Source organism: Pseudomonas sp. Emmai (genome assembly GCF_055179735.1).
This window is the reverse complement of sequence record NZ_CM143685.1, coordinates 2,169,350-2,194,257: the sequence shown is the minus strand read 5'-3', so window position 1 is coordinate 2,194,257 and position 24,908 is coordinate 2,169,350. Positions and strand designations below refer to the sequence as shown.

The 24,908-nt window shown below is 58.3% G+C and carries 21 protein-coding genes; 3 read left to right on the top strand and 18 right to left on the bottom strand.

All coding sequences use genetic code 11. The annotated features are described in order from the left end of the window. The first annotated feature begins 114 nt into the window (after nt 1-114). On the top strand, nt 115-372 hold the full coding sequence (locus ACY4LX_RS09935; protein WP_149656965.1) for a hypothetical protein: 258 nt from the start codon (nt 115-117) through the stop codon (nt 370-372). 77 nt (nt 373-449) lie between these two features. On the opposite strand, the gene ACY4LX_RS09930 is transcribed toward ACY4LX_RS09935, so the two are convergent. The 14 genes from ACY4LX_RS09930 to sdhC all read right to left on the bottom strand — a co-directional run bounded on the left by ACY4LX_RS09930 (nt 450) and on the right by sdhC (nt 16,673). Further along, the gene (locus tag ACY4LX_RS09930) at nt 450-1,109 is read right to left on the bottom strand and encodes a hypothetical protein (RefSeq protein WP_463259790.1); all 660 of its coding nucleotides are present in this window, start codon (nt 1,107-1,109) and stop codon (nt 450-452) included. Nucleotides 1,110-1,114: 5 nt separating this feature from the next. Continuing rightward, nucleotides 1,115-1,981 (bottom strand): hypothetical protein, encoded by an 867-nt coding sequence (locus ACY4LX_RS09925; RefSeq protein WP_463259789.1) that lies wholly within the window; start codon nt 1,979-1,981, stop codon nt 1,115-1,117. A 77-nt stretch (nt 1,982-2,058) separates the two neighbouring features. After that, entirely contained in the window at nt 2,059-2,460 is a 402-nt protein-coding gene (locus ACY4LX_RS09920) for an MAPEG family protein (protein WP_149656967.1), read from the bottom strand. Continuing rightward, the gene (locus ACY4LX_RS09915) at nt 2,460-3,197 is read right to left on the bottom strand and encodes a DUF599 domain-containing protein (RefSeq protein WP_133836535.1); all 738 of its coding nucleotides are present in this window, start codon (nt 3,195-3,197) and stop codon (nt 2,460-2,462) included. The genes ACY4LX_RS09920 and ACY4LX_RS09915 overlap by 1 nt, the downstream gene beginning before the upstream one ends. A gap of 288 nt (nt 3,198-3,485) precedes the next feature. Then, on the bottom strand, nt 3,486-4,799 hold the full coding sequence (brnQ, locus tag ACY4LX_RS09910) for a branched-chain amino acid transport system II carrier protein (RefSeq protein ID WP_463259788.1): 1,314 nt from the start codon (nt 4,797-4,799) through the stop codon (nt 3,486-3,488). Nucleotides 4,800-5,218: 419 nt separating this feature from the next. Then, entirely contained in the window at nt 5,219-6,100 is an 882-nt protein-coding gene (sucD, locus tag ACY4LX_RS09905) for a succinate--CoA ligase subunit alpha (RefSeq protein ID WP_149656969.1), read from the bottom strand. Continuing rightward, entirely contained in the window at nt 6,100-7,266 is a 1,167-nt protein-coding gene (gene sucC / locus ACY4LX_RS09900; protein WP_463259787.1) for an ADP-forming succinate--CoA ligase subunit beta, read from the bottom strand. Before sucC ends, sucD begins: the two co-directional genes overlap by 1 nt. Nucleotides 7,267-7,465: 199 nt before the next feature. Next, the gene (gene lpdA / locus ACY4LX_RS09895) at nt 7,466-8,902 is read right to left on the bottom strand and encodes a dihydrolipoyl dehydrogenase (RefSeq protein ID WP_463259786.1); all 1,437 of its coding nucleotides are present in this window, start codon (nt 8,900-8,902) and stop codon (nt 7,466-7,468) included. A gap of 169 nt (nt 8,903-9,071) precedes the next feature. Then, nucleotides 9,072-10,295, bottom strand: a complete 1,224-nt coding sequence (odhB, locus tag ACY4LX_RS09890) for a 2-oxoglutarate dehydrogenase complex dihydrolipoyllysine-residue succinyltransferase (protein WP_149656971.1) — start codon at nt 10,293-10,295, stop codon at nt 9,072-9,074. 42 nt (nt 10,296-10,337) lie between these two features. Further along, a complete protein-coding gene (locus ACY4LX_RS09885; protein WP_149656972.1) occupies nt 10,338-13,169 on the bottom strand; it encodes a 2-oxoglutarate dehydrogenase E1 component in 2,832 nt (943 codons plus the stop codon). A gap of 260 nt (nt 13,170-13,429) precedes the next feature. Continuing rightward, nucleotides 13,430-14,134, bottom strand: a complete 705-nt coding sequence (locus ACY4LX_RS09880) for a succinate dehydrogenase iron-sulfur subunit (RefSeq protein WP_149656973.1) — start codon at nt 14,132-14,134, stop codon at nt 13,430-13,432. An 11-nt stretch (nt 14,135-14,145) separates the two neighbouring features. Further along, entirely contained in the window at nt 14,146-15,921 is a 1,776-nt protein-coding gene (gene sdhA, locus ACY4LX_RS09875) for a succinate dehydrogenase flavoprotein subunit (protein ID WP_123510548.1), read from the bottom strand. 3 nt (nt 15,922-15,924) lie between these two features. Continuing rightward, a complete protein-coding gene (sdhD, locus tag ACY4LX_RS09870) occupies nt 15,925-16,293 on the bottom strand; it encodes a succinate dehydrogenase, hydrophobic membrane anchor protein (RefSeq protein ID WP_133836530.1) in 369 nt (122 codons plus the stop codon). Then, the gene (gene sdhC, locus ACY4LX_RS09865) at nt 16,287-16,673 is read right to left on the bottom strand and encodes a succinate dehydrogenase, cytochrome b556 subunit (protein WP_178076575.1); all 387 of its coding nucleotides are present in this window, start codon (nt 16,671-16,673) and stop codon (nt 16,287-16,289) included. Before sdhC ends, sdhD begins: the two co-directional genes overlap by 7 nt. Nucleotides 16,674-17,022: 349 nt before the next feature. Between sdhC and gltA the strand changes: the two genes are divergently transcribed. Continuing rightward, entirely contained in the window at nt 17,023-18,312 is a 1,290-nt protein-coding gene (gene gltA, locus ACY4LX_RS09860; protein ID WP_003222994.1) for a citrate synthase, read from the top strand. Between the two features lie 917 nt (nt 18,313-19,229). Here gltA and ACY4LX_RS09855 read toward each other — a convergent pair. The 3 genes from ACY4LX_RS09855 to ACY4LX_RS09845 all read right to left on the bottom strand — a co-directional run bounded on the left by ACY4LX_RS09855 (nt 19,230) and on the right by ACY4LX_RS09845 (nt 22,331). Further along, nucleotides 19,230-20,888 (bottom strand): cation acetate symporter, encoded by a 1,659-nt coding sequence (locus ACY4LX_RS09855; protein WP_149656974.1) that lies wholly within the window; start codon nt 20,886-20,888, stop codon nt 19,230-19,232. Then, nucleotides 20,885-21,196 carry a DUF485 domain-containing protein gene (locus tag ACY4LX_RS09850; RefSeq protein ID WP_008148580.1) on the bottom strand — a complete coding sequence of 104 codons (312 nt, stop codon included), beginning with the start codon at nt 21,194-21,196 and terminating at the stop codon, nt 20,885-20,887. Before ACY4LX_RS09850 ends, ACY4LX_RS09855 begins: the two co-directional genes overlap by 4 nt. A gap of 283 nt (nt 21,197-21,479) precedes the next feature. After that, entirely contained in the window at nt 21,480-22,331 is an 852-nt protein-coding gene (locus ACY4LX_RS09845) for a glycine betaine ABC transporter substrate-binding protein (protein WP_149656975.1), read from the bottom strand. A gap of 287 nt (nt 22,332-22,618) precedes the next feature. Here ACY4LX_RS09845 and ACY4LX_RS09840 point away from each other — a divergent pair, with 287 nt between their 5' ends. Then, nucleotides 22,619-24,214, top strand: a complete 1,596-nt coding sequence (locus ACY4LX_RS09840; RefSeq protein ID WP_463259785.1) for a glycoside hydrolase family 17 protein — start codon at nt 22,619-22,621, stop codon at nt 24,212-24,214. 121 nt (nt 24,215-24,335) lie between these two features. On the opposite strand, the gene ACY4LX_RS09835 is transcribed toward ACY4LX_RS09840, so the two are convergent. After that, a complete protein-coding gene (locus ACY4LX_RS09835; RefSeq protein WP_054615728.1) occupies nt 24,336-24,704 on the bottom strand; it encodes a hypothetical protein in 369 nt (122 codons plus the stop codon). Nucleotides 24,705-24,908: the final 204 nt, after the last annotated feature.

Sequence of the window (24,908 nt, the reverse complement as noted above, 5' to 3'; positions counted from 1 at the left end):
CAGGTAAAAGTTCAATCAGGTTTAAAACTTATATATCTGTATGAAATGAGGAACTTATCGCTGACGGCTGTGCTCGAAAGGCCAGTAGATATTTTCCATAAGGAGAAACACCCCATGCGTAAGACTTTAGCTATTGCCTTGATGTTGACCGCTTCCCTCGGTCTCGCTGCGTGCGATAAAAAATCCGAGGACAAAGCTCAAGATGCTAACCAACATGCTGAGCAAGCTCAGCAAGACATGAACAAAGCACAGGATAAAGTGAACGACGCTGCGAAAGAAAACGCCGAAGCCGCCAAAGCTCAGGCTGAATCGAACAAAGCTGCAGCACAGGAGTCCGCTCCGGCCGCTCCAACCGAAGCACCTAAAAACTAAAACAGTTTTTAGCGTGATTAAAGAAAACCCGCCAAGTGCGGGTTTTCTTTTGCCTGGCATTTACCCTTACAGCAATTTCAACCGCCGCTAGTTGGTGGTGGCTGAAAGGCACATTCACCCGAATAGCCCGGTCGACCATCACACACGGTCAAACAGCTCGCCTGGTTTTTAAACTTGGCACTGACGGATAACGGATAACCGTAGTCCGGCGTTATCACCTTCAAAGTCGATGCGCAGGCGGTCTGTGTATTGAAGCGAAAGGTAATGCTGTCCCACCGTTCCCGACGCTGAAATAACAATGAGAAGGTGTGGCCGCTGTTCCACATCGATTTGCTCGGTACCACGAAACGATAGTGCAGTTCGTCCAGCCGCTGGCCAAACACCTTGTAGGTGCTGCGCCCAGTCTCGATCTTGGGCACCGGATAGGGAATCGGCAGGACGTAGGGCAGCCCGGTCAGGCCGGTATCAACGTCCAGGCCTTTCTGGAAATAAGGCACCTCGATATAGGGGAAGCCGCTGTAAGTGATACGGTCGTCGCGATGAAACTGACTTTGGGACGGCTTGTAATCCGGCGCCAATGCGAAGGCGACATCAAACGTCAGCAACGCTTTATCGACGTCCAGGTTTTCGGACAGGAACTCCCTGTCGGTGGAGCCATCCTCAGTGACGCAACCACCCAGCGACACGGCGATACCGATCAGCAGCAAGGCGCCACGACCCGTTAGTGAATTGTTCATCAGGCTTAGCGCTCGGAAAGGGGTAATGCGGGGCCCAGGCCACGGCCGACCAGTTCCCACGAGCCGTTTTTGGCCTGCCAGTGGAAGCGCGTTGCAAACCAGGCAATCGTCATGTCCTCGGCCAGACGCTTGTCATCAATGCTTGGCTTGCCATCCTTGTGTGCCTGGACGGCCTGGGCATAAGCGGCCTTTGAAATATCGGCCAGTTCACCGACGTTGGCATCGGCTGGCAACTGATAGGCCGCACTCAGGCCGTCCTCACGTCCGCCGACCAATATTTGTCTGAAGTTCAGGAACGCCGCCAGCCGATTGTCCGGGGACACCGACATCAGTGTCCCCCCGGAGCTGTAGACCTTGGCCTTGAACCGGGTGTCAAACCACAGCACTTCGCCGGTGTGGGTATCCAACGCGCGACCGGACCCCCTAAACAGCAAAACCTCCTCACGCCCTGGTTGCGGCACGCCCCAGTCGGGATGTTTCAGATCGTTGATTGGGCTTAACACCCGCGACAAGGGCACGCCATTTTGTACGCTGATGAGCAGCGTACCGACGCCGCTGTAGCCCGAGGTGACCGCCAACAGCATGGGCTGCCCCTCGCTCAGCGCCTTGATCGGCCGCACACCACCGACTTCCCAGGAACCGAAGGGCCGGTACTGGCGGGAACGAAAACTGATAGACAACTGCGGTCCGTAGCCAGCAAGCGTTTTTGTGGGTGCCGGCGGGACAACCAGGAAATCGCCGAATCGTTTGGCCTCGGGCTTGGGAGGCTCGGCGGACGGGGAGGCCTGCGCCAGCGCACTGCCGGCCATCAGGGCCCATACCCACCAGCCGCGTCGGCGGCGTGGTGGCTGACACGTTTGAAATCCGTTCAAGAACTGCCTTCCATGGGAAACCGAAGCCGGACGTTACAACGCCATCATGCGGCTGCGCAATGCCCCGGCCTGTCGTGCTAGAGCAATACGGTCCTGAACGTCGGGCTGATCATCAGCAACAACGAACACACCAGGCCGATCAACCACACCAGGCTGCGCTGCCAGGCAAGATCGCCCCAATAACACAGCAAATAAATGATGCGCGTGATCACAAAAATGATCGCCAGCGAATCTATCAGCCACCCCTGCGTTTGCGTGGTGTGCGCCATCAACACGCCCACCGCAAACAAGATGAACGCCTCAAAACAGTTCTGATGAGCCGCCACCGCACGCGCACCGAAACCGGTCAATTGCGCCTGTTGCTGACGCGGCAGGTGATTGTTGTAGCCGCCCTGCTCTTTCATCGCCTTGGCCACCGGCATGCGGGCCACGTAGATCAGCAATGCGCTGATAAACACACACCAGAACGGAATACTCATCAAGCGGCCTCTTTGTTGGCTTCGGGCAATGGCGCCTCTGTAGGGGTATAGACCATCACATCGAGAACGTCGGAATGAAACTCCCGGCGATACAACACCAGCACCACGCCGGCGCTCATCAACATGAACAGCCACGGACTGACGAACCACGCCAGCATGGTCATGCCGAAATAGTACGAACGCAGGCCGAAGTTGAACTGGTTGGCCGCCATCGAAATCACCCGCGCCGCCCGTGCCGCGAAGGCTTTGCGCTCCTGTTCGGAGACATGCCGCTCGCCGATCATCGGCGCTGACCCCACCAGGATCGCCGCGAAGTTGTACTGGCGCATGCACCAACTGAAGGTGAAGAACGCGTAGACGAACACCAGCGCCAGGCACAGCAACTTGATCTCCGACATGCCCTGGGACGCCTGCTGCACCATGGGAATGTCCGCCAGCAACGACACCGCCCGTTCGGAGGCGCCGAGCACGGTGAGAATGCCCGCCAGGATAATCAACGTGCTGGAGGCGAAGAACGAGGCATTACGTTCCAGGTTGCCGATCACGCTGGCATCGGCGATGCGGTTGTCGCGCAGCAGCATGCGACGCATCCAGTCTTCGCGATACAGATGCAACACGCTGGCCAGGCACGCGGTATCGCGGCCCTTCCACGTCGCATAACGGGTGTAACCGCCCCAGCAGATGACAAACCAGAGCGCGGCGAGCAGGTGGATCAGGTTGGCGTGGATAAACGACATGCAATTCCCTGTGAGACGTTGGCAGAACGTGTAGGAGCGAGGCTTGTGTGGCGAGGGGGCTTGACCCCGTTGGGCTGCACAGCAGGCCCATTCTTTGGGGCCGCTTCGCGACCCAACGGGGGCAAGCCCCCTCGCCACACAAGCGTGGACCCACATCGGTTTTTAGTAGTGGTTCGACGTTGCTTCGCGGGAAAAGACACTGCATCGCGCCCAATAAAAATGCCCCGTATCAATGGATACGGGGCATTTGTGTTTCAACCCATTGCCCGCTTGTGACGGACGATCAGTTTACGCCAACGCTTCGGCGCGCTTGCCAAGCATGCGGTCGCACACGGCGGCCACGACCAGGGTCATGACCGACGGCACCAGCCACGCCAGACCTTGCTCGCTCAACGGCAGGTGCGACAGTTGCGTCGGCATCCAGTCCGCCAGGCCTGCGCCCTTGAGCGCGTCGATCAGGCCGAAGATGAACGACACCAGCATCACCGGGCCGACGATGCGGCGCTGGTCACGCCAGAAGTCCTTGCAGAAGCTCAGGGCGACCAGGGCGATGCATGGCGGGTAGATTGCGGTCAGCACCGGGATCGAGAACGCGATCAGCTTGGTCAGGCCCAGGTTGGACACAAACAGCGAGAACACCGCCAGGATAATGACCAACGTCTTGTAGGACAGTGGCAGCACCCGACTGAAGTATTCGGCGCAGGCGCAGGTCAGGCCAACCGCGGTCACCAGGCAGGCCAGCGAGATCAGCACTGCAAGGAAACCGCTGCCCAGGGAACCGAAGGTGTGCTGCACGTAGGCATGCAGCACCGCCGCACCATTCGCGGCACCGGCGGCCACTTCATGGCTGCCCGAACCGAGGCGGAACAGGCTGACATACACCAGCGCCAGACCCACGCCAGCAATCAGCCCGGCAATGATCGCGTAACGAGTGATCAAGGCTGGCGACTCGACGCCTCGGGAACGAATGGCGTTAACGATGACGATGCCGAACACCAGCGCACCCAGGGTATCCATGGTCAGGTAACCATTGATGAAGCCTTGGGAGAACGGTGCCGCGACGTATTCAGGCGTAGCCACGCCAATGTCACCGGCCGGCAAGGCGAACGCGGCGATGCCGAGCACAGCCAGGGCGATGATCTTCAGCGGTGCTAGGAAGCGTCCTACGGTGTCCAGCAGACGACCCGGATAGAGCGAGATGAAGAACACCAGCAGGAAGTACACCGAACTGTAGAGGAACAATGCCAGCGGGCTCTCGCCGGTCAGCGGCGCCAGGCCCACCTCGAAGGACACAGTGGCGGTGCGTGGCGTGGCGAACAACGGACCGACCGCCAGGTAGCACGCAGCGGCCAGAATGCCACCGGCGACTTTACCGATCGGGCTGCTCAAGGCATCCATGGCACCGCCGACTTTGGCCAGGGCGACCACGGTGATCACCGGCAGGCCAACCGCCGTGATCAGAAAGCCCAGCGCCGCCATCCAGACATTAGGCCCGGACTGCAAGCCGACAATAGGCGGGAAGATAATGTTGCCAGCCCCGACGAACAGGGCAAACGTCATAAAACCAAGTGCCAGGATGTCCTGGCCTTTCAACACTTTCATTAAGGAAATACCACACTACTGAATCGGAATTTAGAGAGGGATTTCCCTGTGGGTGAGGGAAATGCTGTCGATCCGTATAGGGCCAACCCGTTTAGCGCATAGCGGCCTTGTGGGCGGCGGGCGCAAAAATGGCTGCCAGCCTAACGAATTTGCCTGACAAACGCACTGTTAGAGGGCGAACTATCCGATACGCGACATTTCCGTGTCGCGTTTACATATCTAATTTTCCACCTCAGGTCAGATCGTTCCCACGCTCTGCGTGGGAATGCATCCCGCGACGCTCTGCGTCGCATTCGAAGGCGGAACGCGGAGCGTCCCCGGCGGCATTCCCACGCGGAGCGTGGGAACGATCACCCAGAAACAACAAAGGCCACCCGAAGGTGGCCTTTGTCTGGTGAAGCGTCAGCTAAGCGCGAGGCTTATTTGATCGCCCAACCGGTCAGCTCGGACAAAGCCTTGCCGATGTCTGCCAGCGAACGCACGGTTTTAACGCCTGCGTCTTCCAGGGCAGCAAACTTCTCGTCTGCAGTGCCCTTGCCGCCAGAGATGATTGCGCCAGCATGGCCCATGCGCTTGCCCGCAGGGGCAGTCACACCAGCGATGTAGGAAACAACCGGCTTGGTCACGTGTGCCTTGATGTAGGCAGCTGCTTCTTCTTCAGCCGAACCGCCGATCTCACCGATCATTACGATCGCTTCGGTCTTCGGGTCTTCCTGGAACAGCTTCAGGATGTCGATGAAGTTCGAACCCGGGATCGGGTCACCACCGATGCCGACGCAAGTCGACTGACCGAAACCAGCGTCAGTTGTCTGCTTCACAGCTTCGTAGGTCAGGGTGCCGGAACGGGAAACGATACCGACCTTGCCTGGCAAGTGAATGTGACCTGGCATGATGCCGATCTTGCATTCGCCTGGAGTGATCACGCCTGGGCAGTTAGGACCGATCAGGACTACGCCCAGTTCGTCGCACTTGACCTTGGCATCCAGCATATCCAGGGTAGGAATGCCTTCAGTGATGCAAACGATCAGCTTGATGCCGCCGAAGGCTGCTTCCAGGATGGAGTCCTTGCAGAAAGCAGCTGGAACGTAGATCACGCTGGCGGTGGCGCCAGTAGCAGCTACAGCTTCTTTCACGGTGTTGAACACTGGCAGACCCAGGTGCTCGGTGCCGCCTTTGCCAGGCGTTACGCCGCCAACCATCTTGGTGCCGTATTCGATGGCTTGCTCGGTGTGGAAACTACCTTGCGAACCGGTAATACCCTGGCAGATAACTTTGGTGTCTTTATTGATCAGGACGCTCATTATTTGCCCTCCGCAGCTTTGACAACTTGTTGAGCAGCGTCGGTCAGGCTGGTAGCCGCGATGATGTTCAAACCGCTTTCTGCCAGTACTTTAGCGCCCAGCTCAGCGTTGTTGCCTTCAAGGCGAACAACAACCGGGATTTTCACGCCGACTTCTTTCACTGCACCGATGATGCCTTCGGCAATCATGTCGCAACGAACGATGCCGCCGAAGATGTTGACCAATACTGCAGCGACGTTAGTGTCGGACAGGATGATCTTGAACGCTTCGGTAACGCGTTCTTTGGTAGCACCGCCGCCCACGTCGAGGAAGTTGGCTGGTTTGCCGCCATGCAGATTGACGATGTCCATGGTACCCATGGCCAGGCCAGCACCGTTGACCATGCAACCGATGTTGCCTTCCAGTGCTACGTAGTTCAGTTCGAACTTGGCAGCGTGCGCTTCGCGCGGATCGTCTTGCGACGGATCGTGGAAAGTCTTCAGCTTAGGCTGACGGTACATGGCGTTGGCGTCGATGTTGATCTTGGCATCGAGGCAATGCAGATCGCCGTCAGTCTTGATCACCAGCGGGTTCACTTCCAGCAGAGCCAGGTCGTGATCCTTGAACAGCTTGGCCAGACCTACGAAGATCTTGGCGAACTGAGTAACTTGCTTACCTTCCAGACCCAGCTGGAATGCCAGCTCGCGACCCTGGAATGGCTGAGCGCCAACCAGTGGATCGATCGTGGCTTTCAGGATTTTTTCTGGCGTGTCGTGAGCGATTTTCTCGATGTCCACGCCACCTTCGGTGGAAGCCATGAACACGATACGACGGCTCGAACGGTCAACGACAGCGCCCAGGTACAGCTCTTTAGCGATATCAGTGCACGATTCAACCAGGATCTTGGTGACTGGCTGACCATTGGCATCAGTCTGGTAAGTCACCAGACGCTTGCCCAACCACTGTTGAGCGAATGCTTTGGCGTCTTCTCTGCTGCGAACCAGCTTAACGCCGCCCGCTTTACCGCGACCACCTGCGTGAACCTGGGCTTTGACAACCCATTCGGTCCCGCCGATTTTATCGCACGCTTCTGCTGCTGCTTCCGGGGTGTCTACGGCGAAACCCTGGGATACTGGCAGGCCGTACTCAGCGAACAGCTGCTTACCCTGATACTCGTGAAGATTCATGCTTATTACCGTCTTCGTTAGGTACTGCGCATTCGGTGCTGCACTGTTGAAGTGCCGCACCACCTGTGACTGCTGCTTGCGTAGGTGTTCCGGATAACCGGTGAGACTACGCAAGGCTGCGTCCGGCGGACATTCCGCGGTGAGTCTTGCACGCAAGGCTCACGACGGGCCTTCCGCCGTGGTTTCTTATTGTCTTGTCTTAACGCTTCTTGCGGTTGGCGATGTGAATGGCGCCGCCATTCACTGCCAGAGCAGCTTCGTGCAAGGCTTCGGACAGGGTCGGATGGGAGAAAACCATCATGCCCAGGTCTTCGGCACTGGTGCCGAATTCCATACCGATCGCGCCCTGCTGAACCAGTTCTGCAGCGCTCGGGCCAATCACGTGGACGCCCAGTACGCGGTCAGTCTTGGCATCAGCAATGACTTTCACGAAACCGCCGGTGTCGTTGGCTGCCATGGCACGGCCACTGGCTGCGAACGGGAAAGTGCCGACGTTAACTTCAACGCCTTCAGCTTTCAAGGTTTGCTCGGTTTTACCGACCCACGCGATTTCCGGGTGGGTATAAATAACAGACGGGATCAGGTCATAGTTGATCTGGGCTTTGTGGCCCTTGATGCGCTCTACAACCATGATGCCTTCTTCGGACGCCTTGTGCGCCAGCATCATGCCGCGAACCACGTCACCGATTGCGAAAACGCCCGGAACGCTGGTAGCGCACTGGTCGTCAACGAAAACGAAGCCACGTTCGTCGATGTTCACACCGCTGTCAGCTGCCAGCAGCTCAGTGGTCACCGGACGGCGACCAACGGCAACGATCAGCTTGTCGAACGTGATGTTCTGTTCGCCGTTGGCATCGGTGTAGTTCACAACGACTTCGTCGCCATTCACTTTGGAACCGGTAACGCGAGCGCCCAGTTTGATGTCCAGACCTTGTTTGGTCAGGGTTTTGTAGGCTTCCTTGGAAACCGCTTCGTCAGCCGCTGGCAGGAACTTCTCCAGGGCTTCCAGAACAGTCACTTCAGCGCCCAGGCGGGACCATACCGAACCCAGTTCCAGACCGATCACGCCAGCGCCGATCACGCCCAGACGCTTAGGTACGGCCGAGAATTCCAGAGCACCGGTCGAATCGACGATCACGTTCTGGTCAACCGGAGCCGGTGGAATGTCGATCGGACGCGAACCGGAAGCCAGGATCACGTTCTCGGCTTCGATGATTTCAACGGTGCCGTCTGGCTTGGTCAGCTCGACTTTCTTGCCGGCCAGCAGTTTGCCGTGGCCTTGCAGGGAAGTAACGCCGTTGGCCTTGAACAAGGTGGCAACGCCAGAGGTCAGGCCTTTGACGATGTTGGCTTTACGGCCAACCATTGCCGCCACGTCCATGGTCACGCCAGCGTGATTGATACCGTGGATCGCGAAGCCTTCTTTGGCTTCCTTGTATTTCCAGGAGCTGTCCAGCAGCGCCTTGGAAGGAATGCAGCCGACGTTCAGGCAAGTACCGCCCAGAGCCAGTTTGCCTTCCTTGTCGGTGTATTTCTCGATGCAGGCAGTGCTGAGACCCAGTTGCGCTGCTTTGATGGCAGCCACGTAGCCGCCAGGGCCCGCACCGATCACTACTACGTCAAATTTCTGCGACATGTAAAAGAATCCTCTTTTAGCTTCAAGCTTCAAGCTTCAAGCGGCAAGCCAAGCTGCATGTACCTTGCAGCCTTTAGCTTGCAGCTCATAGCCGTATGCGATACGACAAACCTCAAGCCAAGCTGTTTTTCTTTCAGCTTGTAGCTTGAAGCTTGCCGCTGCTTCTCTATCAGATATCCAGAAGGAGACGAGCCGGGTCTTCCAGCAGGTTCTTGATGGTAACCAGGAAGGTCACAGCTTCTTTGCCATCGATCAGACGGTGATCGTAGGACAGAGCCAGGTACATCATCGGACGGATAACGACCTGACCGTTGATCGCCATAGGACGCTGCAGAATGTTGTGCATGCCCAGGATGGCCGCTTGCGGCGGGTTGACGATCGGGGTCGACATCATCGAACCGAAGGTACCACCGTTGGTGATGGTGAACGTACCACCGGTCATTTCGTCCATCGACAGCTTGCCGTCGCGAGCCTTCTTGCCGAAAGCGGCGATGCCGCCTTCGATTTCAGCCAGGCTCATCAGTTCAGCGTTACGCAGGACCGGTACAACCAGGCCACGGTCGCTGGAAACAGCCACACCGACGTCGGCGTAGCCGTGGTAAACGATGTCAGCACCGTCGATCGACGCGTTGACAGCCGGGAAGCGTTTCAGCGCTTCGGTGGCTGCTTTAACGAAGAACGACATGAAGCCCAGGCGTACGCCGTTATGGGACTTCTCGAACAGATCCTTGTACTTCGAACGCAGGGCCATGACTTCGGTCATGTCGACTTCGTTGAAAGTAGTCAGCATCGCCATGTTCGACTGGGCTTCGACCAGACGCTTGGCAACGGTGGCCCGCACGCGGGTCATCGGTACGCGCTTCTCGATGCGGTCGCCAGCGGCGAACACAGGCGCAGCGCCAGCCGGGGCAGCAGCCTTGGCAGGTGCGGCGGCCGGAGCGGCTTTCTTGGCAGCAACAGCAGCGACGACGTCTTCCTTGGTCACACGACCGCCTTTGCCAGTACCGGCAACGGAAGCGATGTTGATGCCGTTTTCTTCAGCCAGCTTGCGAGCAGCCGGTGCAGCAACAGGATCGTCTTCGCCTTCAGCGGCCGGGGCAGCAGCTTGTGCGGCGGCAGGAGCAGCGGCAGCAGCCGGAGCGGCAGCAGCAGCGCCGCCCTCTTCGATCGAGCCCAGGACTTCGTCGGACAGAACGGTGTCGCCTTCGTTCTTGACGATAGCGCCCAGCACGCCGTCAGCGGTGGCCAACACTTCCAGTACCACTTTGTCGGTTTCGATATCGACGATCAGGTCATCACGCTTGACGGCGTCGCCTGGTTTTTTGTGCCAGGTGGCAACGGTGCCATCGGCAACCGATTCCGGGAAAGTGGGGGCTTTGATTTCGATAGCCATTATCTGTGGGTCCTTAAATTCGGTTTCAGGTGCGCGAAGGCGTTAAACAGTAAAGGCGTCTTGCAACAGTTTTTCCTGCTGCTCAGCGTGCATCGATGCATAACCACAAGCCGGTGCAGCAGAAGCATCACGACCGGCGTACTCGAGAACGAGTGCCTTGTTGTGATTGCCCACGATGCGGCGCATGTGGTGTTGGCTGCAGTACCAGGCACCCTGGTTCATCGGCTCTTCCTGACACCAAACGATATGTTTGAGGTTGGTGTACGGAGCCAGGACTTCGTTCAAGTCGTCCTCAGGGAATGGGTACAGCTGCTCGATACGCACGATGGCGATGTCATCACGACCTTCGGCACGGCGTTTTTCCAGCAGGTCGTAGTAGACCTTGCCGCTACACAGAACAATGCGCTCGACCTTTTTCGGGTCCAGGGCATCGATTTCCGGGATAACGGTCTGGAACGAACCTTCGGCCAGATCTTCCAGGGTCGATATGGCGAGCTTGTGACGCAACAGCGACTTCGGAGTCAGCACGATCAATGGCTTGCGCAGCGGGCGGATCACCTGACGACGCAGCAAGTGGTAGATCTGGGCCGGCGTGGTCGGTACTGCTACCTGGATGTTGTGCTCGGCGCACAGTTGCAGGTAACGCTCCAGACGTGCCGAAGAGTGCTCCGGACCCTGACCTTCATAACCGTGCGGCAACAGCATGGTCAGACCGCAGAGACGGCCCCACTTGTGTTCGCCACTGGTGATGAACTGGTCGATAACCACCTGGGCACCGTTGGCGAAATCGCCGAACTGGGCTTCCCAGATCACCAGCGCCTCAGGCGTGGTGGTCGAATAACCGTATTCGAACGCCAGAACCGCTTCTTCGGACAGGAACGAATCGTACAAGTCGAAACGTGGCTGGCCTTTGTACAGGTTCTGCAGCGGGATGTAGCTGCCGGCGTCTTTCTGGTTGTGCAACACGGCATGACGGTGCGAGAACGTACCGCGGCCGATGTCCTGGCCCGTCATGCGGATCGGGTGACCTTCGAACGCCAGGGTCGCGTACGCCATGGTTTCGGCGTAACCCCAGTTGATCGGCAGGCCGCCGACTTGCATCTTCTGACGGTCTTCGTAGATTTTCGAGACCTGGCGCTGAACCACGAAGCCTTCCGGGATTTCCAGCAGCTTGGCGGACAGTTCCTGCAAGGTTTTCAGGTCGAAACGCGTGTCGTGACGTGCAGTCCAGGCGTGGCCCAGGTACGGACGCCAGTCCACGAACAACTCTTTGTTCGGCTCTTTGACCAGGCTTTTCACAACATGCAGACCGTTGTCCAGCGCGTTGCGGTATTCGTCGATCTTGGCCTGTACGCGCGCATCATCAACCACACCGGCCTGGGTCAGGCGTTCGGCGTACAGCTCACGGGTGGTGCGCTGCTTGGTGATCTGCTGGTACATCAGAGGCTGGGTGCCGCTCGGCTCGTCAGCTTCGTTGTGGCCGCGACGACGGTAGCAGACCAGGTCGATTACCACGTCACGCTTGAACTGCATGCGGTAGTCGATGGCCAGCTGGGTCACGAACAATACGGCTTCCGGATCATCACCATTCACATGGAGGATCGGCGCCTGGATCATTTTCGCAACGTCGGTGGCGTACTCGGTGGAACGCGAGTCCAGCGGGTTGCTGATGGTAAAACCAACCTGGTTGTTGATCACGATGTGCACGGTGCCGCCGGTTTTGAAACCGCGGGTCTGCGACATCTGGAAGGTTTCCATCACCACGCCCTGACCTGCGAATGCAGCGTCACCGTGGATGGAGATCGGCAGGACTTTTTCACCGGTAGGGTCGTTACGACGATCCTGACGGGCACGGACCGAACCCTCGACCACTGGAGAAACGATTTCCAGGTGGGATGGGTTGAAGGCCATGGCCAGGTGAACTTCACCGCCGGTGGTCATGACGTTGGACGAGAAGCCCTGGTGATATTTAACGTCACCGGAACCCAGCTCGACCTTCTTCTTGCCTTCGAACTCGTCGAACAGCTCGCGCGGGTTCTTGCCGAAGGTGTTGACCAGTACGTTGAGACGGCCACGGTGGGCCATGCCGATCACGATTTCCTTGGTGCCGTAGGAACCGGAACGCTGGATCAGCTCGTCGAGCATCGGAATCAGGCTCTCGCCGCCTTCCAGGCCGAAACGCTTGGTACCCGGGTATTTGGTGCCCAGGTATTTTTCCAGACCTTCGCCGGCAGTGACGCGTTCGAGCAGGTGGCTCTTGATGTCGGCGGAGTACGTCGGACGACCACGCACGCTTTCCAGACGCTGCTGGAACCAGTGACGCTGCTCGGAATCGGTGATGTGCGTGAATTCAGCGCCGATGGTGCGGCAATATGTCTGCTGCAACGCTTCGTGAATTTCGCGTAGGCTCGCCTCCTCTTTGCCGATGAACAGGTCGCCGGCACGGAAGGTCGTATCAAGATCGGCATTGGTCAAGCCGTAATGATTGATTGACAGGTCTGCAGGTGCAGGACGCTGCCACAGCCCCAGCGGGTCAAGCTGGGCTGCCTGGTGGCCACGCATACGGTAGGCCTGGATCAATCGCAGCACTTCAACTTGCTTCTTCTCGTGCTCACTGCTCACGCTCCCGGCGGAAACCGGTTGGGCGCGGCGCTGGTTCTTTGCCAGCAAGACGAAATGATCGCGAATTGTGGAGTGCGAAACATCGGTGGCAGTGTTGCCGTCAGCAGGCAACTTCTGAAAGTAGGTGCGCCACTCTTCTGGCACAGCGTTAGGGTCGTGCAGGTAGAGCTCATAGAGCTCTTCCACATAGGCAGCGTTACTACCGGATAGGTAGGCGCTGTTCCACATGCGCTGCATCACGCTTTCTTGCATGCTTGGTCACCCTCGGTTAGGGGAACACCACCGGCGTCGACACCGAGCAAACTTGCAGAAGTCCGAATGCAGCGACCAAAACAAGCCACTTAGGATCACGCTGATAGTCCGGGTACCAGCCCGGATGCCCCTGCTTGTCTCATTTCTTCAAAATAAGAGCCGCAGCTTTATGGGCTGCTGCCCAGGTTAAAACTACGGCGCCGGTTGAAGCCTGCGCCGTAGCATCTACGGGTACAACGGTCCTGCAGTTACAGCCTGTATCACACGCCGCTTTGCAGCAGCATGTTACGTATGTGACCGATGGCCTTAGTCGGGTTCAGGCCTTTCGGACAGACGTTGACGCAGTTCATGATCCCGCGGCAGCGGAATACGCTGAACGGGTCATCCAGCGAAGACAGACGCTCGGCAGTCTGGGTGTCACGGCTGTCTGCCAGGAAGCGGTACGCTTGCAGCAGGGCAGCTGGACCCAGGAACTTGTCCGGGTTCCACCAGAAGGACGGGCAAGAGGTCGAGCAGCAAGCGCACAGGATGCACTCGTACAGACCATCGAGCTTTTCACGCTCTTCCGGGGTCTGCAGACGTTCGATGGCCGGAGCCGGCGTGTCGTTCTGCAGGAATGGCTTCACCTTCTCGTATTGCTTGTAGAAGATGCTCATATCGACGACCAGGTCACGGATAACCGGCAAACCTGGCAGCGGACGAACGATCAGCTTGTTACCTTTTACGACAGCGGACAGCGGCGTGACGCACGCCAGGCCGTTTTTGCCGTTGATGTTCATGCCGTCGGAACCGCAAACACCTTCACGGCAAGAGCGACGATAGGAGAAACCCTCGTCCTGCTCTTTGATCAGGGCCAGCACGTCCAGCACCATCAGGTCTTTACCACCGGTATCGACCTGGAATTCCTGCATGAACGGCGCGGCGTCCTGATCAGGGTTGTAGCGATAAACACTGACTTTCAACATGGCAGCCACCCTTAATAAGTCCGAATCTTAGGTTCAAAAGTCGGAACAGTCTTCGGCGAGAAGTTCACGGCACGCTTGGTTACGCGCTTGTCACCCGGGAAGTACAGGGTGTGGCACAGCCAGTTTTCGTCGTCGCGGTCTTCGTAGTCTTCACGGGCGTGAGCGCCGCGGGACTCTTTGCGGATTTCTGCAGCGATGGCGGTGGCTTCGGCCACTTCCAGCAGGTTTTGCAGTTCCAGCGCTTCGATACGGGCGGTGTTGAACGCCTGGCTCTTGTCGTTGATCTTGACGTTGGCGATACGGCCACGCAGGTCAGCGAGCTGGGCAATACCCTTCTGCATGTATTCGCCGGTACGGAATACACCGAAGTAGTTCTGCATGCAGCTTTGCAGTTCTTTACGCAGGGTAGCGACGTCTTCGCCTTCGGTCCGCGAGTTCAGGCCATCGAGACGTGCCAGGGCAGCGTCGATGTCGGACTGGCGTGGGCGAGCGTAGTCGACGCCTTCTTTCAGGGTCTGTTCCAGGAACAGGCCGGCAGCGCGACCGAATACCACCAGGTCGAGCAGCGAGTTGCCGCCCAGACGGTTGGCACCGTGAACCGATACGCAAGCCACTTCGCCAACAGCGAACAGGCCCGGGATGATCTGGTCTACGCCTTCAGCGTCCTGGGTGATCGCCTGGCCATGAATGTTGGTCGGCACGCCGCCCATCATATAGTGGCAGGTCGGAACGACCGGGATCGGCGACACGGCTGGATCGACGTGGGCGAAGGTCTTGGACAGTTCCATGATGCCTGGCAGACGGCTGTGCAGAACTTCTTCACCGAGGTGATCGAGTTTCAGCATTACGTGGTCGCCATCCGGACCGCAACCGTTGCCGGCGATGATTTCTTTAACCATCGAGCGAGCCACTACGTCACGACCAGCCAAGTCTTTGGCGTTCGGAGCATAACGCTCCATGAAACGCTCGCCGTGCTTGTTGATCAGGTAACCGCCTTCACCACGGCAGCCTTCTGTAACCAGTACACCGGCGCCGGCGATGCCGGTCGGGTGGAACTGCCACATTTCGATGTCTTGTACCGGCACGCCTGCACGCAGGGCCATGCCGACGCCGTCACCGGTGTTGATCAGGGCATTGGTGGTGGACGAGTAGATACGGCCTGCACCGCCGGTCGCCAATACGGTGGCGTTCGCGCGGACGTAGGAGGTTTCGCCAGTTTCGATGCAGATGACGATCATGCCGACAAAGGCACCATCTTCGTTCTTCACCAGGTCGACGCCATAGTATTCGTTGAGGAATACGGTGCCGGCCTTGAGGTTGGCCTGGTACAGGGTGTGCAGCAGTGCGTGACCGGTACGGTCGGCAGCAGCGCAGGTACGGGCAGCCTGGCCACCTTTACCGAAGTCTTTCGACTGACCGCCGAACGGACGCTGGTAGATGCGGCCTTGTTCGGTACGGGAGAACGGCAAGCCCATGTGCTCGAGCTCGAAAACCGCTTCCGGGCCTACGGAACACATGTATTCGATAGCGTCCTGGTCACCGATATAGTCGGAACCCTTGACGGTATCGTACATGTGCCAGCGCCAGTCATCGTTCGGATCGGCCGAGGCGATGGCGCAGGTGATGCCACCCTGGGCGGATACGGTGTGCGAGCGAGTCGGGAAAACCTTGGTTACCACGGCAGTCTTGTGACCACCTTGTGCCAGTTGCAGCGCAGCGCGCATGCCGGCACCGCCGCCGCCAATAATAATGGCGTCGAACGAAAGCGTATTAACTGTAGTAGACATGAATCAGATACCCCAAAGAATCTGCACACCCCAGACGAAGTAGGCGAACATCGCAACGCCGCATACTGCCTGGAAGAGGAAACGTACTGCAGTCGCGGACTTGCCCAGCGCCATCGGCGTCAGGTAGTCGGTCGCGATGGTCCACATGCCAACCCAGGCGTGTGCGCCCAGGGCCACCAGGGCCAGCAGACTGAAGATACGCATTCCGTTGCTTGCAAACAGCTCATGCCATTGGACGTAGCCAATGCCAGGGTGGGTTGCGAGGTATCCGATCAGGAAGATGAAATAAGCCGCGAGAACAACCGCAGACACACGCTGTGCCATCCAGTCATAGAGGCCTGAACGCGACAGGTTCGTAACGCTGGTTACCATATCCAAACTCCCGCCAGAACGATCAACACCGCAGACACGGCGATAATGATTTTCGAGCCCAGCTTGCCGCCTTCCAGCGTCTCACCGATGCCCATGTCCATGATCAAGTGGCGCACACCGGCTACCAGGTGATACAGCAGAGCGGACAGGAGGCCCCATGCTACGAACTTGGCCAGCGGGCTGGTCAAGGTTGCCTTCACGTCGGCAAAACCTTCCTCGGAACCCAAGGATTTGCTCAATGCGTACAGCATGAAGCCAATGCCCAGGAAGAGGATGATGCCGGAAACACGGTGAAGAAACGACGTAACGCCGGTGATGGGGAGTTTGATGGTCCTTAGGTCTAGGTTTACAGGTCGTTGGCTTTTCACGGCTTTTTTCACACTGAAGAGCCCCTAACAATCAGGGCAAAGTTGTTGGGGAGTGCACTGGTCAGGTAACCACCACCCAGGGATGCGACCCCCAGCGAAGCGGGCCCAAAAGCCCCTGGCGGTCGGTGGCCGAGTATAGACAGTTAGGCTACTAATGACAACGCAATCACCTTCCCCTAATAGCTCATTGCACAAGTCGGATAAAAGGCGTAAACGGCAGGTAATTTCGAGGAAAAAGTCCGGTTAAAGCCTTCTGGAGCAAGACTTTAGGCAAATTGACATTCGAATTTATCTCACTATAGTGGTGCGGGCCCTGCGTGGGGGGTCTGTCTGATGATTTCAAGCATAAATAGGAGGCCACATGGCTGACAAAAAAGCGCAGTTGATCATCGAGGGCGCAGCCCCCGTCGAGCTGCCCATTTTAACCGGCACCGTTGGTCCCGATGTAATTGATGTTCGGGGCCTGACGGCCACGGGCCGTTTCACCTTTGACCCTGGCTTCATGTCGACCGCCTCCTGCGAGTCGAAGATCACCTATATCGACGGCGACAACGGCATCCTGCTGCACCGCGGCTACCCGATCGAACAGCTGGCTGAAAAGTCGGACTACCTGGAAACCTGCTACCTGCTGCTCAACGGCGAACTGCCGACCGCAGAACAGAAGGCCCAGTTCGTCAGCACCGTGAAGAACCACACCATGGTCCACGAGCAGTTGAAGACCTTCTTCAACGGCTTCCGTCGCGACGCCCACCCAATGGCCGTCATGTGCGGTGTAGTCGGCGCCCTCTCGGCCTTCTACCACGACTCCCTGGACATCAATAACCCGCAGCATCGCGAAATTTCCGCGATCCGCCTGGTTGCCAAGATGCCGACCCTGGCAGCGATGGTTTACAAGTACTCCATGGGCCAACCCATGATGTACCCGCGCAACGACCTGACGTACGCGGAAAACTTCCTGCACATGATGTTCAACACCCCGTGCGAGATCAAACCGATCAGCCCGGTACTCGCCAAGGCCATGGACCGGATCTTCATCCTCCATGCCGACCACGAGCAGAACGCATCGACTTCGACCGTACGCCTGGCCGGTTCTTCGGGTGCCAACCCGTTCGCCTGTATTGCCGCCGGTATCGCTGCACTGTGGGGCCCTGCCCACGGCGGCGCGAACGAAGCGGTCCTGACCATGCTGGACGAAATTGGCGATGTGTCGAACATCGACAAGTTCATCGCCAAGGCCAAGGACAAGAACGATCCATTCAAATTGATGGGCTTCGGTCACCGGGTTTACAAAAACCGCGACCCACGCGCTACCGTCATGAAGCAGACCTGCGACGAAGTACTGAAGGAACTGGGGATCAACAACGATCCGCAACTCGAACTGGCCATGCGCCTGGAAGAGATCGCCCTGACCGATCCGTACTTCATCGAGCGCTCGCTGTACCCGAACGTCGACTTCTACTCGGGGATTATCCTCAAGGCGATTGGCATTCCGACCAGCATGTTTACCGTGATCTTCGCTTTGGCGCGGACCGTGGGCTGGATCTCCCACTGGAAAGAAATGCTCTCCAGCCCGTACAAGATTGGCCGTCCGCGCCAGTTGTATACCGGCTACGAGTCGCGTGATATCACCAAGCTGGAAGACCGCAAATAAGAGTTGTCTTGCGATAACGTCTTTAAGTTGCACCGGGAACGGCCTCTATTTTTGAGGCCGTTTTTGTTTGTTTGGGTTGTGTGCATATCCATTCCTTCGGTAACGGCGACTATTGGTTTCGCTCTTACAGCGAGTCACTTTCGAAAAGCGCGAAAGTAACCAAAGCGCTTTTGCCCCTTTCGTTCGGTGCCTCGCCCAGGCTCGGCATGCCCTCGCTCCGGCCTCCCGAGGGGGCCTGCATCGCACCGCGAGGCGGCCTGCCGGCCGGCCTGGCTCGGGGGTTGTGCGCGTACGCCAGCTACTGATCGTTCCCACGCTCCGCGTGGGAATGCATCCCGTGACGCTTCGCGTCACCATTGCGCAGGACTCAAGACTCGCGTCGACAGCGGAACGCAGAGCGTCCCCGGCGGCATTCCCACGCGGAGCATGGGAACGATCACAGAAACAAATCCCTGTAGGAGCGAGGCTTGCCCGCGAAGCTTTTGATCTTGTTTTGGCTTTTGATCTTGATCTGCCCCGTCGGAAGGCCGAACGCAGGTTCTGCGCAGCGGGCACCGCGGCAGGGATGCCGCGGTAGCCGCCCCCGGCCATGAATGGCCGATGGCGGCGGGCCCACGGAGCAGGACCGGAGTGAGGGCATGCCGAGCCCAGGCGAGGCACCGTACGTCAGGGGCGAAAGCGTTTTGGTTACTTTGCGCCGGGCCGCGCAGGCTCTTCCAAAGTGACTCGCCGTAAGGGCGAAACCATAAGTGGCCGTTACCGCAGGAATGGATATGTACACCATCAAAAATCCCGGCTGGCAATGAGGCCGCCTTCGCGGGCAAGCCTCGCTCCTACAAAAGCACAAAACCAAACCAAAAAAATGCCCCAATCTCTCGACCAGGGCATTTCCATTCAACGCAGCTTATATAAAAGCCTTAGTGCGAAACCGCCCCACTCGCCCCCAACCCAGTCTGCGAACGAACAAACTGAGGGAAGAACAACGCCCGCTCATTGTCAGCCGCAGTCGACTTGTCAGTGATCGAGAAGAACCAGATCCCGATAAACGCAATCGCCATCGAGAACAACGCCGGATACTCGTAAGGGAAGATCGCCTTCTCATGATGCAGAATCTGCACCCAAATGGTCGGCCCAAGCACCATCAAGCCCACGGCACTGATCAGGCCCAACCAGCCACCAATCATCGCACCGCGCGTGGTCAGTTTCTTCCAGTACATGGAAAGCAACAGCACCGGGAAGTTACAGCTCGCCGCGATGGAGAACGCCAGGCCTACCATGAACGCAATGTTCTGGCTTTCGAACAGAATGCCCAAGCCGATCGCCAACACACCCAGGCAGACGGTGGTGATTTTCGAAACGCGGATCTCATCCTTGTCGTTGGCTTTACCCTTCTTGATCACACTGGCGTACAGGTCATGAGACACCGCCGTAGCGCCGGCCAGCGTCAGACCAGCCACTACAGCCAGAATGGTCGCGAACGCGACTGCCGAAATGAAGCCCAGGAAGATACTGCCACCCACCGCGTTAGCCAGGTGCACCGCCGCCATGTTGTTGCCGCCCAACAGCGCGCCAGCCGCATCTTTAAACGCAGGGTTAGTGCTGACCAGCAAGATCGCGCCGAAGCCGATGATGAACGTCAGGATGTAGAAGTAGCCGATGAAGCCAGTTGCATACAACACGCTCTTGCGCGCTTCTTTTGCATCACTCACGGTGAAGAAGCGCATCAGGATGTGCGGCAGGCCCGCGGTACCGAACATCAGTGCCAGGCCAAGGGAGAACGCCGAGACCGGGTCTTTCACCAAGCCGCCCGGGCTCATGATCGCTTCACCTTTAGGGTGAACCTTGATCGCCTCGGAAAACAGCTGGCTGAAGTCGAAGTTGACGTGCTTCATCACCATCAGCGCCATGAACGTGGCACCGGACAGCAACAACACAGCCTTGATGATCTGCACCCAAGTCGTCGCCAGCATGCCGCCGAACAGCACGTACATGCACATCAGGATACCGACCAGGATCACCGCGACGTAGTAGTCGAGACCGAACAGCAGCTGGATCAGCTTGCCGGCACCGACCATTTGCGCGATCAGATAGAACGCCACCACCACCAGCGAACCGCAGGCGGACAGTGTGCGGATCTGGGTTTGCCCGAGGCGGTAAGACGCCACGTCGGCAAAAGTGTATTTACCCAGGTTACGCAGGCGCTCGGCGATCAGAAACAGGATGATCGGCCAGCCCACCAGGAAGCCGATCGAGTAGATCAGACCGTCGTAGCCAGAGGTAAACACCAGCGCGGAAATCCCCAGGAAGGACGCCGCCGACATGTAGTCACCGGCAATCGCCAGGCCGTTCTGGAAACCGGTGATCTTGCCGCCGGCCGCGTAGTAGTCGGCCGCCGAGTTGTTGCGCTTGGAGGCCCAGTAGGTGATGCACAGGGTCAAACCGACAAACGCCACGAACATCAGGATCGCGGACACGTTGAGCGGTTGTTTGTGCACTTCGCCGGTCAGGGCTTCAGACGCCCAGGCGCCTGGTGCGAAGGCTGCGATGCTCAATAGAGCCATTAGACGCCGGATCATTGCTGAGCCTCCTTGAGAATCGCATTGTTCAGGTCGTCGAATTCGCCATTGGCGCGTCGTACGTAGATTGCAGTCAGGATAAAGGCCGAGAGAATCAGCCCGACACCAATCGGTATCCCCCAGGTAATCGAAGATTCAGGGCTGATTTTCGCCCCCAGAATATGCGGCCCGTAAGCAATCAAAAGGATGAATCCGGAGTAAAGCCCAAGCATGATCGCCGATAGAATCCAGGCGAACTTTTCTCGTTTACTAACCAGCTCCTTGAAGCGCGGGCTGTTTTGAATCGAGAGGTAAATGCTGTCGTTCATTGTTTTTATCCTCGCAGCACAAATTATTGTTAGAACGTAGCCACTTTATGCGGCTGCGGGACGGCTTCCAGACGACCTTAGTATTAGAACGACATGACGGTTTCGCCAATTTCTAGAACAAAATAATTAGCCTGCTTTGCATCTGTAGGAGCAAGGCTTGCCCGCGACGGCGTGCTCGGGATCGCCATCGCGGGCAAGCCTTGCTCCTACAGGAATGCAAAAGGCCCCTTGGCAGTTATGCCAAGGGGCCTTGAGAGATGCTGATTAGACGCTTGCGCTCAAATCACTTGGTCCATTCGGCAACGCGCTCCGGGTGTTTGGCCACCCAGTCCTTGGCCGCGGCTTCAGGTTTTGCACCATCCTGAATCGCCAACATGACTTCGCCAATTTCGTCTTTCGAGGCCCACTGGAAGTTTTTCAGGAACTTGGCCACTTCCGGCGCTTTGGTTGCCAATTCCTTGCTGCCGATGCTGTTCACGGTTTCAGCCGCGCCATACACGCCTTTCGGGTCGTCGAGGAAGCGCAGTTTCCACTTGGCGAACATCCAGTGCGGCACCCAACCGGTGACAGCGATGGATTCGTTCTTTTTCTCGGCACGGGTCAGCTCGGCAATCATGCCGGCGCCGGAACTGGCCTTGAGGGTGTAGTTGGTCAGGCCGTAGTCCTTGATCGCCTGATCGGTCTTGAGCATCACGCCCGAACCGGCGTCAATGCCGACGATACGGCCTTTGAAGCTGTCATCGGTTTTCAGATCGTCGATGCTCTTGGCTTTCACGTACTCCGGCACGATCAGGCCGATTTTTGCATCCTTGAAGTTCGGGCCGTAGTCGACGACCTGATCCTTGTTCTTGGTCCAGTAGTCGCCGTGGGTCACCGGCAGCCAGGCGGACAGCATGGCGTCGAGTTTGCCGGTGGCCACGCCTTGCCACATGATCCCGGTCGCGACGGCTTGCAGCTTCACGTCATAGCCGAGTTTCTGCTTGATCACTTCGGCGGCCACGTGAGTGGTCGCAACGCTGTCGGACCAGCCGTCAACGTAACCGATGCTCAGGGTCTTGCTCTCGGCATTGGCGAATGTGGAGCCAATCGCAAGCACCAGAGCGGCACTCGCGCCTAAAAGTCGTCGCATCTTCATCGTTACTTCCCCGAAAGTGCTGCGCCCGACGGATGCCGAGCGGCGTCAACGTATTGTTATGGTGCACAGCGCCCCCATCACGCCTCACCGCAAAATCGTGAAAACGTCAGCGGAGTACTGACGCTTCGATAATCAACCTCACGACAACAGCGACCTGTGCTGCCAACGACCTCAAGGCATCGAGAAACGACATCAGAACGCCATTAATCGTGATCGCCGCAACCACCCCGCCCGATCCGCCCGAACTTTGCATGTCAAAATCATGCAGGGCACCAAGCCCGGGGCAAATGCAGGTAACATGCGCGGCTTTGCTCCCAGACGGCCTGACCATGCCCGCGACATCACGCTTTCCTTTTTTCGCTTATGTTTTCGCCTGCCTGCTCGGGCTGTTTGCCCTTGGCGGTTTCTGGTACGGCCTCGGCAAACCGGTGATTCTGCCGGACGTGGCCAGCGCCACGCACAAGTTGCAATGCGCCTCCTACACCCCGTTCGACAAGGACCAGTCGCCGTTCGACCAGCCGTTCAAATTGCGCCCCGAGCGCATGGACGCCGACCTCGCGCTGCTGTCCAAAAGCTTCGAATGCATCCGCACCTATTCCATGACCGGCCTCGAGGCCCTGCCCGACCTGGCGCGCAAGCACGGGTTGAAGCTGATGATCGGTGCCTGGGTCAACAGCAACCCCGTGGACACGGCCAAGGAAGTCGATCTGCTGATCGCTTCGGCCAACGCCAACCCGGACGTCGTGACCTCGGTGATCGTCGGCAACGAAGCGCTGCTGCGCAAGGAAGTCACTGGCGCGCAATTGGCGAAGCTGATCAATCAGGTGAAAAGCCAGATCAAGCAGCCGGTCACTTATGCCGACGTCTGGGAGTTCTGGCTCAAGCACCCGGAAATCGCCCCGGCGGTGGATTTCCTGACCATCCATTTGTTGCCGTACTGGGAAGATGATCCGTCGAACATCGACGCAGCCCTGCAACACGTGGCCGAAGTGCGCCAGGTGTTCGGCAACAAGTTCGCGCCCAAGGACGTGCTGATCGGCGAAACCGGCTGGCCGAGCGAAGGTCGCCAGCGTGAAACCGCGCTGCCGAGCCGAGTCAACGAAGCCAAGTTCATCCGTGGTTTTGTCGCCATGGCCGAGCAACAGGGCTGGCATTACAACCTGATCGAAGCCTTTGACCAGCCGTGGAAGCGCGCCAGCGAAGGCGCGGTCGGCGGTTACTGGGGCCTGTTTGATGCTGATCGCCAGGACAAGGGCGTGCTGGCCGGTCCGGTATCCAACGTGCCGTACTGGTCACAATGGCTGGCGGTGGGCGGTGTGATCTTCCTTGGCACCTTGCTGCTGGGCGGTCGGGTCCGCAGCACCCGCGCGGCATTGGTGCTGCCACTGTTGGCGGCGCTGGCGGCTTGCTCGATCGGGGCCTGGGGCGACCTGGCGCGGGTCACCACCCGGTTTGCCAGTGAATGGCTGTGGGTCGGCTTGCTGACGGCATTGAATCTGTTGGTGCTGGCCCATGCCGCGCTGACCTTGAGTGCGCGCAACGGTTGGCGTGAATGCGCCTTTAATCTGCTGGAGCGCCGAGCAGGCTGGCTGGTAGCAGCCGCCGGGTTTGCGGCGGCAGTGATGATGCTGGAGCTGGTGTTCGACCCGCGCTATCGCAGTTTCCCGAGTGTCGCGTTTATCCTGCCGGCGCTGGTGTACCTGTGCCGTCCGGTGAGCGTACCGCGTCGGGAGATTGCGCTGCTGACCTTCATCATCGGTGCCGGCATTGCGCCGCAGCTGTTTCGTGAAGGGTTGCAGAACCAGCAGGCCTGGGGTTGGGCGCTGGTGAGTGTATTGATGGTGGCGGCGTTGTGGCGGTGTTTGCGGGTTCGCAAGGGCTGATCCTCGGCGAATTTGCGGGCCTCTTCGCGGGCAAGCCTCGCTCCTACAGGGGTGTGTCGTTCACAAATTATGTGAACGACAACAATCCGTAGGAGCGAGGCTTGCCCGCGAAGGCGATCTATCAGGCGCTACGAGAAGCCCGAACCAACCGCAACGCCGCAATCACCACCGCAAACACTGCCAGCGTCGTGTTGTACAACGCCAACGCCGGGAACCCCAGCACCAGCGCCAACACCGCCAGCCACCACCCTGCCCGCCCCGGTACGACAAAACCGATGACCGCCGCGGCGACTGCGCCCCAGCCCAAGACCTTGAAGTGAATCATCAGCCCCAGGTTCGAGCGGACCTGGCACTCCCAGCGGCTCGCCTCGTCCACGCACAGGCCGACCCATTGCGCGTCCTCCATGAAGCCATAACGCGCGCCATAACTGGCGGCCAGCCATAAAGGCAGCAAAACAAGCAGCAGAATCACGGGCAGACGGCGGGACATGAAGCACTCCAATAGACGAAAACGGCGGCCAGCTTAAGCGCCCGGCGGCTTTGTGCAAGCCTTAACAACACTTAACTGGGCAGGCAATCACTGCAAAGTGTATCGTCCAGCTACTATTACCCCGAATTTAGGCCTGATTGGTGCCGATCCATGGCACTTTGGCGCAAACCCCGTGGTCATAGCCTGCGAACCTCAATCGGCACC

Coding starts and splice junctions, on each gene's coding strand:
- ACY4LX_RS09935 (WP_149656965.1), top strand. CDS start 115: ATGCGTAAGACTTTAGCTATTGCCTTGATGTTGACCGCTTCCCTCGGT.
- ACY4LX_RS09930 (WP_463259790.1), bottom strand. CDS start 1,109: ATGAACAATTCACTAACGGGTCGTGGCGCCTTGCTGCTGATCGGTATC.
- ACY4LX_RS09920 (WP_149656967.1), bottom strand. CDS start 2,460: ATGAGTATTCCGTTCTGGTGTGTGTTTATCAGCGCATTGCTGATCTAC.
- ACY4LX_RS09915 (WP_133836535.1), bottom strand. CDS start 3,197: ATGTCGTTTATCCACGCCAACCTGATCCACCTGCTCGCCGCGCTCTGG.
- brnQ (WP_463259788.1), bottom strand. CDS start 4,799: ATGAAAGTGTTGAAAGGCCAGGACATCCTGGCACTTGGTTTTATGACG.
- sucD (WP_149656969.1), bottom strand. CDS start 6,100: ATGAGCGTCCTGATCAATAAAGACACCAAAGTTATCTGCCAGGGTATT.
- sucC (WP_463259787.1), bottom strand. CDS start 7,266: ATGAATCTTCACGAGTATCAGGGTAAGCAGCTGTTCGCTGAGTACGGC.
- lpdA (WP_463259786.1), bottom strand. CDS start 8,902: ATGTCGCAGAAATTTGACGTAGTAGTGATCGGTGCGGGCCCTGGCGGC.
- odhB (WP_149656971.1), bottom strand. CDS start 10,295: ATGGCTATCGAAATCAAAGCCCCCACTTTCCCGGAATCGGTTGCCGAT.
- ACY4LX_RS09885 (WP_149656972.1), bottom strand. CDS start 13,169: ATGCAAGAAAGCGTGATGCAGCGCATGTGGAACAGCGCCTACCTATCC.
- ACY4LX_RS09880 (WP_149656973.1), bottom strand. CDS start 14,134: ATGTTGAAAGTCAGTGTTTATCGCTACAACCCTGATCAGGACGCCGCG.
- sdhA (WP_123510548.1), bottom strand. CDS start 15,921: ATGTCTACTACAGTTAATACGCTTTCGTTCGACGCCATTATTATTGGC.
- sdhD (WP_133836530.1), bottom strand. CDS start 16,293: ATGGTAACCAGCGTTACGAACCTGTCGCGTTCAGGCCTCTATGACTGG.
- gltA (WP_003222994.1), top strand. CDS start 17,023: ATGGCTGACAAAAAAGCGCAGTTGATCATCGAGGGCGCAGCCCCCGTC.
- ACY4LX_RS09855 (WP_149656974.1), bottom strand. CDS start 20,888: ATGATCCGGCGTCTAATGGCTCTATTGAGCATCGCAGCCTTCGCACCA.
- ACY4LX_RS09850 (WP_008148580.1), bottom strand. CDS start 21,196: ATGAACGACAGCATTTACCTCTCGATTCAAAACAGCCCGCGCTTCAAG.
- ACY4LX_RS09845 (WP_149656975.1), bottom strand. CDS start 22,331: ATGAAGATGCGACGACTTTTAGGCGCGAGTGCCGCTCTGGTGCTTGCG.
- ACY4LX_RS09840 (WP_463259785.1), top strand. CDS start 22,619: ATGCAGGTAACATGCGCGGCTTTGCTCCCAGACGGCCTGACCATGCCC.
- ACY4LX_RS09835 (WP_054615728.1), bottom strand. CDS start 24,704: ATGTCCCGCCGTCTGCCCGTGATTCTGCTGCTTGTTTTGCTGCCTTTA.